8 protein-coding genes and 1 pseudogene are annotated in these 8,234 nt (G+C 38.4%); 3 read left to right on the top strand and 6 right to left on the bottom strand.

Annotated elements, in window-relative coordinates:
- Positions 1-444: 444 nt before the first annotated feature.
- Together AC2JBO_RS40635 and AC2JBO_RS40630 are read right to left on the bottom strand one after the other, a co-directional pair.
- Entirely contained in the window at positions 445-1,062 is a 618-nt protein-coding gene (locus AC2JBO_RS40635) for an NUDIX hydrolase (RefSeq protein ID WP_496959303.1), read from the bottom strand.
- Positions 1,063-1,226: 164 nt separating this feature from the next.
- Positions 1,227-2,429, bottom strand: coding sequence for a phosphoglycerate kinase (locus tag AC2JBO_RS40630; RefSeq protein WP_496959302.1), 1,203 nt, complete (start codon positions 2,427-2,429; stop codon positions 1,227-1,229).
- Between the two features lie 90 nt (positions 2,430-2,519).
- Between AC2JBO_RS40630 and AC2JBO_RS40625 the strand changes: the two genes are divergently transcribed.
- On the top strand, positions 2,520-2,924 hold the full coding sequence (locus AC2JBO_RS40625) for a universal stress protein (RefSeq protein ID WP_496959301.1): 405 nt from the start codon (positions 2,520-2,522) through the stop codon (positions 2,922-2,924).
- 236 nt (positions 2,925-3,160) lie between these two features.
- Here the strand turns inward: AC2JBO_RS40625 and AC2JBO_RS40620 are convergent, their stop codons facing one another.
- The gene (locus tag AC2JBO_RS40620) at positions 3,161-3,664 is read right to left on the bottom strand and encodes an REP-associated tyrosine transposase (RefSeq protein WP_496959300.1); all 504 of its coding nucleotides are present in this window, start codon (positions 3,662-3,664) and stop codon (positions 3,161-3,163) included.
- 277 nt (positions 3,665-3,941) lie between these two features.
- On the opposite strand from AC2JBO_RS40620, the gene AC2JBO_RS40615 reads away from it, so the two are divergent.
- Positions 3,942-5,147, top strand: coding sequence for a response regulator (locus AC2JBO_RS40615; protein ID WP_496959299.1), 1,206 nt, complete (start codon positions 3,942-3,944; stop codon positions 5,145-5,147).
- A gap of 155 nt (positions 5,148-5,302) precedes the next feature.
- On the opposite strand, the gene AC2JBO_RS40610 is transcribed toward AC2JBO_RS40615, so the two are convergent.
- The 3 genes from AC2JBO_RS40610 to hemW form a co-directional block, all read right to left on the bottom strand.
- The gene (locus AC2JBO_RS40610) at positions 5,303-5,638 is read right to left on the bottom strand and encodes a DUF5615 family PIN-like protein (RefSeq protein WP_496959298.1); all 336 of its coding nucleotides are present in this window, start codon (positions 5,636-5,638) and stop codon (positions 5,303-5,305) included.
- Between the two features lie 3 nt (positions 5,639-5,641).
- On the bottom strand, positions 5,642-5,983 hold the full coding sequence (locus AC2JBO_RS40605) for a DUF433 domain-containing protein (protein ID WP_496959297.1): 342 nt from the start codon (positions 5,981-5,983) through the stop codon (positions 5,642-5,644).
- A gap of 362 nt (positions 5,984-6,345) precedes the next feature.
- Positions 6,346-7,530: a radical SAM family heme chaperone HemW gene (gene hemW, locus AC2JBO_RS40600; RefSeq protein WP_496959296.1), complete on the bottom strand. Its 1,185-nt coding sequence runs from the start codon at positions 7,528-7,530 to the stop codon at positions 6,346-6,348.
- Between the two features lie 298 nt (positions 7,531-7,828).
- On the opposite strand from hemW, the pseudogene AC2JBO_RS40595 reads away from it, so the two are divergent.
- Positions 7,829-8,234: pseudogene (locus tag AC2JBO_RS40595) on the top strand (PIN/TRAM domain-containing protein); the annotation flags it as partial.

Below are 8,234 nucleotides of genomic sequence, written 5' to 3'. Positions count from 1 at the left end.
AATACGTTTTTCTCAAATTTTTCCATAATAAAGAACCTTTGTTTTGCTGCTATTAAGTCGCGCTAGCTTTGCTGCTGTTTTTTGGAGTCTAAATAAAATAACTATATTTCTAATCTAGTTTAGCTTCTAAAAACAGTGTTCCTGCGGTTTTGACTACATCTAAAAGTAATCCACTTTTAGTATAAATGTACTATTTTAATGATAACTAACCTCTACTTGCTACTGTATTCTATATTTCATAGTTTTAATGTATCAATTTAAACTTAACTTGTGCGGGTAGTCGTGATATCGCCATGAAAGCTCCACACACTATAAGCACGATTGACAAAAGCATATCAGAAAAAATTAATCTTTTCTTTATATTGTATTTATACAGCTTTTTTGGCGCCACACCGTTGGTCGCGTGCTTTATTCTAAACTCCAGGTCTTAACATGATAAAAGAATTAATCAAAATCTGTAGGTAAATAAGGATTGCGGTAATGCTCAAACATTCGTGTAATTTGATGCGGTAAAATTCTTCCTAAAGATAATTTAGGAATAGCATCTTCTGCAAAAAATCCGACATCATCGGTTTCAATGCTTGTCGCAGCACTTCCACCCAGCAGCTCGCAGCGAAAAAATAATTTATACATATAATATGGAAAAGGAGTGTGTCCTTGTCTGTCACGGTCGTACACTGCCAATATTTTTATTGCGCGAGTTTGATAACCTGACTCTTCAAGAATTTCTTTAGTTACAGACTCACTGGGAGATTCTCCAATATCCGCATAACCACCAGGAAGTGTCCAAAGTCCATCAAATTTTTCTTTGACTAACAAAATTTTATTGTTGTGAAAAACCACACCACGCACGTCAATTTTTGGTGTGGCATACCCGACTTCACGTGAAAATAAATCTAATAAATACTGATGTTCTACCTGTGTGTAACTCGCTGCAATTTCCGCTGCAATTTCCCGAAGTTGTTTAAATCTTTCGACATCAAAAGGGTTTTCTGAAAAAGTCAAACCACTTTGAGCAATTGCCTGTAACTTTTGCGTCCATCCTAGCCATTTTGGTTGCATAAGAGTAAAAAGTGATGAGTGCTGAGTGCTGAGTAAGTAGTGATGAGTGATGAGTGATGAGTGCTGAGTTTTGAGTTTGACATTTTAATTCCTAACTCCTCACTCCTAACTCCTAACTATTTAACTTACTCAGCACTCAGCACTACTTACTCAGCACTTATTATTTACGCTTCATTGAGCGCTGCGATACCAGGTAGTACTTTACCTTCGAGTAATTCTAAGCTGGCGCCACCACCAGTAGAAATATGGCTCATTTGGTCAGCTAAACCAACTTTCTCAACTGCTGCAACCGAGTCACCACCACCAATAATAGTAATGGCGCCTTTTTTGCTAATATCAGCGAGGGTATGGGCAATAGCTTCAGTGCCAACAGCGAATTTATCGAATTCAAATACACCCATTGGACCATTCCAAATTACAGTCTTACAGTCAGCAAGAGCTTCTTGGAAAACTTTCACAGAGTCAGGTCCAATATCCAAACCCATCCAGCCATCAGGAATATTCTCAACGCTGACGGTTTGTGAGTTTGCATCTTTATCGAATTTATCGGCAACAACTACGTCGGTAGGTAGTAGGAAAGTTACACCTTTTTCTTTAGCTTTAGCTTCGAGAGAACGTGCAAGCTCGATTTTGTCGTCTTCAACCAGCGAGCTACCGACGTTCAAACCACGAGCTTTGTAAAATGTGAAAATCATCCCACCACCGATGATAAGCTTGTCACATTTTTCTAACAGAGATTCGATAACGCCAATTTTGCTCGATACTTTGGAACCACCAATAATAGCAGCCAAGGGACGCTGAGGATTTGCAATTGCATTTTCTAAGTATTGCAATTCCTTTTCAATCAAGTATCCAGCAACCGAGGGGCTAAGATACTTGGTGACACCTTCAGTCGAAGCGTGGGCGCGGTGCGCTGTACCAAATGCATCGTTTACGTATAAATCAGCGTTTGATGCCAATTTTTGGGCAAATTCGGAATCGTTGTTTTCTTCTTCTTTGTAGAAGCGAACGTTTTCAAGTAATAATACTTGTCCGTTTTGCAGTGACCCAACTTTGGCGCCGACTTCATCACCGATACAATCATCGCACTTAACGACTTCTTGTCCCAGCAACTCAGATAAACGCGCCGCAACTGGAGTTAGACGCAATTTGTCATCAACACCCTTTGGACGACCAAAGTGACTAGCAAGGATTACCTTAGCACCCTTACTTTGCAAATCTTGAATTGTCGGTAGTGCCGCACGGATACGTGTATCATCCGTGATATTGCCCGCATCATCAAGGGGCACATTGAAATCTACCCGTACAAATGCTCGCTTACCAGACAAGTCAGATGCAGATAAATTTGCTAAAGATTTCTTCGACACGGCACAACCTCCTGATTGTCTGAATGCTATGTTTTGAATAAATACAACCATCAAGATTGTACCGAGTCATGGGGGCCGGAAGTGAACACTATGTTCAAAACAGTATTATTTCCTATCGATCAAAGTCGCGAAGCGCGCGAAGCTGCTGATGTAGTCGTCAATGTAGTTCAAACGTACAAAAGTCGTTTGGTGCTGTTGTCGGTGGTAGAACCAACTACCGATGGTGAGTCAAAAGACCCAATGCAGTCACCCGAAGCAGTAGCTAAATTACTCGCAAACGCCAAAGCAGTGTTTGAACAGCAAAGCATTCCAACCGAAGTTATCGAACGTGAAGGTAAACCCGCGTTTACCATTTGCGACGTAGCTGATGAAGTTGGAGCGAATCTAATTATCATGGGATGTCGAGGAATGGGGTTAACCGAAGAAGGGTTAACCGATAGCGTTACCAACCGGGTAATTAACCTTTCCCCGTGTCCCGTGTTAATCGTGCCGTAATCGTCACGTAGGGTAGGCATCTGCCGTTGATATTCACATTTGTCGGACAGCGGGACACCTATCCTACGGTTGAGCAAAATGCCAAATGACGTAGGGTAGGCACCTTGCCTGCCGTTGATATTCACATTTGTCGGACAGGCGGGACGCCTATCCTACGGTTGAGCAAAATGCCAAATGACGTAGGGTAGGCATCTTGCCTGCTGTTGATATTTACATTTGTCGGACAGGCGGGACGCCTATCCTACATGTTTTGCTTCCCAATCTGACTGCCAGAAGTAAGGATACTCTTCAGGGACAGCACAAAAACCTTCTTTGACAGGGTTCTGTCGAATATACTCCCAAGTGTTCCAAAATTCCTCTTCATCTCTAATAATTCGGTCGTAAGACTCTGGCGCCCATATTGTACCCATATGTGTCATCACCTGGGGTATTTGTTTGGATGTAAAACTTTTAATACTATGCATAATTTTGCTAATTGACCAATATTCGGTTTCAGACTTTTTCCAAGGTTGAATTAGTAAATGTGCGTGGTCATGCATTATAACTATTGTAAAAATATCATATCTTTTGAGATGAAAAAATAAACAAGCATCTAAAACTATTTTTCTACCAGGATTATTTAGCTCAAGCCTATCCCACGTTACAAAGATAATATGGTATATTGAACCATCTAATTCCCAGTGAGGAAGTTTTCTTTTTGTTATATTGAGGTTTTGATTAATAATTGGTAGTTCTGGCATTCTAGGTAGATATTAAATAGTTAGCATTAAGCTAATCTTACATTGAACATTTGATTTCATTTCATACTTTACTATCTCTTGATGATTATACATTAAAAGTTTTTGACAAATCGGACACTTATTAAACTTGATGTGGAATCTACTAATACTATTGCTTTTAAATTATAAAGTATTCCTATTTTTCAGTAATTTCCACAGTTTTATTTTGACTAATTACTAGCTATAATTTAAACAAAATTATATTTAATAAGCTCAGTATTTATACTGCTAAAGCATCATGATGCATTCAGCGCAAACACTCAGTAAATACTTGTTTGAAGAACTTCAAGCTTGTACCAAATTGAGATATAGCGGTAAATTAATAATTAAATCACCATCTGGTAACATCTGGAACTTTTACTTTAGGTTTGGTCGAATCATTTGGGCAAATGGAGGAATTCATCCATGCCGACGTTGGTATCGGCTAATGGCTTATTATTGCCCAAATATTGATATCAGTAAAATTAAAATTCGTGCTATCGATTTGGCGTTAGAACATTGGGATTACCAATCAATTATTGCACTAGATAAAAGAAATCAAATAGATTCAAAGCAAATTGAAATCATTGCTGAAAGTGTTGTTCAAGAACTATTTTTCGATTTAATTCAATATCAGCCCAGCAATGATTTAATATGTATTCGTAACTCGGAAGTTATTTTAGACTTAGCTGTGACATTTACAAGTACAGATATATTTATTGAACGCGCGCAAAATGAGTTAAAAACTTGGACTAGCGCAGGGTTAAAAAATTGCTTTCCTGATTTGGCGCCGCAAATTCAAAAGCCAGAGGAGTTAAAAGAAATTTTTAGCCCATTAGTATACAATAACTTAATAATTTTTGTCAATGGTAAACACACACTGCGTGATTTATCAGTGCTACTAAAACAAGATATTACTAAAATAACCGCTTCTTTACTGCCGCATATATCAAAAGGGTTGATTCAGCTTGTAACAGTATCAGATTTACCTTTTCCTGGTAGCGTCAGTCCTGAAAAAATACCTTTACAAGAGTCACAACAGAAACAGTCAACCAGTGCATTAATTGCCTGCATCGACGATAGTTTGCAAATTTGCCAAATATTAGAGCAAATAATTATCTCAAACGGAATGAGATTTCTCAAAATTCAAGACGCAGTGCAAGCTTTACCCAAGGTAATTGAGCATAAACCAGATTTAATTTTATTAGATTTAATTATGCCCGTTGTGAATGGGTACGAAATATGCTCGCAATTGCGCCGAATTTCAGGCTTTACCGAAACTCCTATAATTATATTAACTCGTAGTGATGGTCTACTCGACCGAATGCGCGCGAAAGTTCTTGGTTCAACCGATTTTCTGACTAAACCTATTGTTGCTGATAAGATTTTAGAGACGTTAAAAAAATATCTACCAAGTAATTTATCTAATTCAATACCCGAAATTGAGTCGATACAAGAAAGTTAATAATAAAAAACCCAAATTATATGATGCGTTGTAGCACAAGCATCTTGCCTGTGTAATACATATAATTATATTTACTACAGAGACACACTAGGTAAAAGCTAATAAAGTTAGAACGCACGGCACCTACTGCCCAAGATTATTATCATAGAGTGGTATTATACTGCAGGACGATTAACTCGAATCACCTTACTTTCTAAAGTATCTTCTGCACAAATTGCATCATTTATACGTGTAGCAAGCCTGTATAAGTTTTTATCATCTGTGCAAGCAATAATACCAGTATGAGCAGGATTTTGATTATGCAACTTGAAAAAATCACGTCGATTTTGCGTTAATACTACTCTCTTATTTTTGGTTGCAAAGGCTAACACATCAGAATCAGGAAGTCCAGCATTTCCAGCTTCCTGCACAGTCAAAACATCATGACCTAATGAACGTAATAACTCTACAACTGGTAATGGAAATTGCTCGTCAGCATACAATTTTACCATATATCAAATTTCTTGTTCCATTGCTTCATCTTGCTCTTGAAGTGCTGTTTCAATTTCATGAGGAAAAGCTTCAGCATAAGCCCAAACATTTACTAAATCAGCAGCAGTAAGATGAGGATAAAATTCTAAAATTTCTGCATCTGTTGCACCCTGGCGCCGTAAGCTCACGAATAGCCAAACAGGAAGACGAGTATTGCTAATACACGCATCGCCACCACAGACTCCAGCAGTTTTAGTAATTAAGCGTGAACCATTGCTTAGGCTACTGGTTAAAGTTTGTATTGCCTCTGCTTTTTCGCCTGGATTTAATTGTAATAACTGTATTTTTAGTTCTTCAAGTGTCATATTTTTAACCTTTGATTAATTCCTATTTTACATTATCTTGCTTACAAGCGCTTCCAATACTGCATAGGTTTTGAAATTTGATCCCCCCTAACCCCCTTAGTAAGAGGGAAAAAACTCTTAAAGCCCCCGGGGGTTGGGGGGATCGCTCTTTAGAAAAATGTCTTAACCGAGTAGTATTGCAAGTGTTTCTTTTTCTATAACAGTATTAATTGTATAGAAATCCTATTTGATTTTTGAACTAACACTTAAGGTGGGCACTGCCCACCAAGACCTTAATATCGTGGGAGATGTGGTGGGCAGTGCCCACCTTACAGATACTTAAATTTTTTCAAAAACCATTTAGGATTCCTATATACATTTATTTATTCTCCTAGTTTCTCAAATAAGCGCGCTAAGACTATATTAGAAAACAAAAACCCTTCTGGGTCAGTTAATCGTAATCTTCTTGCTTCGACTGTAGCCCAACCTTGATTAATATATGGCTGTAATATCTTTAATATCTCTTCTTGTTTCTCCGAGCCAAATTCTTGCTTTATTTTGTCTAAACTAACTCCCTCAGCTAATCTCAACCCTAGCATTAATGTATCTAATAACACTTCCGATGATGGTGTTACTTCGCAATCAACTACTGCACCTGCTTCTACCCAAGCGTAATATTCTTTGGTTTTACGGGGACGAGTAAAGCGTTTACCTTCTACATAACTTGCGGCGCCCATTCCAAAGCCATAATAAGGACGATTTTCCCAGTAAACTCGATTATGGCGACATTGGTGTCCAGGTTGTGCGTAGTTGGAAATTTCGTAGTGTGAAAAATCGGCGCCTGTTAAGATTTTTTGCGCCATTCGGTACATTTGAACTGTAATTTCATCTGTAGGTAAAGGTTCATCACCAGGTTGGTAGTAACGTCCAAAAGCAGTTCCTGGTTCGATGGTGAGGTCATATATAGATATATGGGTAGGCGCCAAAGAAATAGCTTTTTCTAAAGACTCTTGCCACATCTCTAAAGTTTGGTTCGGTAAACCCGATATTAGATCAATACTAAATTCAGGAACATTGACTTTATGTATCAGGTCAGCAGCAGCGTAAATATCCGAGACAGTATGCGCACGTCCACACAAACGTAGTAATTCTTCTTGAAATGCTTGTACACCAAAGCTAAAGCGGTTAACACCTGCACTACGATAACCTTTAATATGTTCTAAATCAAAAGTACCTGGGTCAATTTCCATTGAAATTTCTACGTCTGGGGAAATACCAAATGAGCCTTCAAGAATTGTTATCATGCACTTTAGCTGCTCTGTAGATAACAGCGAAGGAGTACCGCCACCAAAAAAAATTGTCTGCAAAGGTTGACTTTGTACTGGTGTAAGGGCAATTTCCTGACACAGTACCTCAACGTAACGGGAAATCGTGCTAGAAGTTTCACCGCGTTGCTTGTCTCCGACTACCGAAATTGGAAAATCGCAGTAAAAGCATCGGCGCCGACAAAACGGAACGTGTATGTAAGCTGCCCGTGGAATACTGGATATAAATACTTCTGTGTCCATTAGGGTTTACCCATTCGGGGATCAAATTCAAATTAAATTGCAAAGATTTATAAATTATTAAATAAACAGGAAATATGAGTGTAAATTTACATTTATTAATAGCTTAATAACAAAAAGATAAAGAATATAAACAGCATTACTATTCAGTTATAATATATTTACATACTATTATCTTAATTTTCTAGTAAGTACGTAAGTATAAATTTTGTCAGAGGTTCTTTGTTAATATCAGTAACAAGCGACCAATGAGAAATACTCAGTTCAATTGAGTTGTACACCAGGAAACCAGTGTAACCACATGCTAGATGCCATTATTATTTTCTCATTCATCCTGGCAGCAGCGGGGGTAGGGTTCTTTAGTATCGACTTACTACCCTCTGGGGCGCTAAGTCGAGTCTCCAATATAGAAGCTTTACGCTTTGTTACTGCCGCATTTACCGCCATTATTGGTGGTGCAATTGGTCTTAGAATTCAAACCGGGTATCGCCGTCTCGAAGCTCAAGTTCGTGACATGCCCGCAGAAGCAATAATAACGCGCGCAATCGGATTGATTGTAGGTTTGCTAGTTGCTAACTTAATGCTGGCGCCATTATTTTTACTTCCCATACCTATTGACTTTGGGTTTATTAAACCATTAGTAGCAGTAGTCGGTAGTATTGTACTAGCTTATAGTGGTATGAACTTAGCCGACACCCACGGACGAG

It is taken from the genome of Calothrix sp. CBUCES-K 9914 (assembly GCF_059640475.1).
This window is presented reverse-complemented; position numbering and strand designations above follow the sequence as displayed.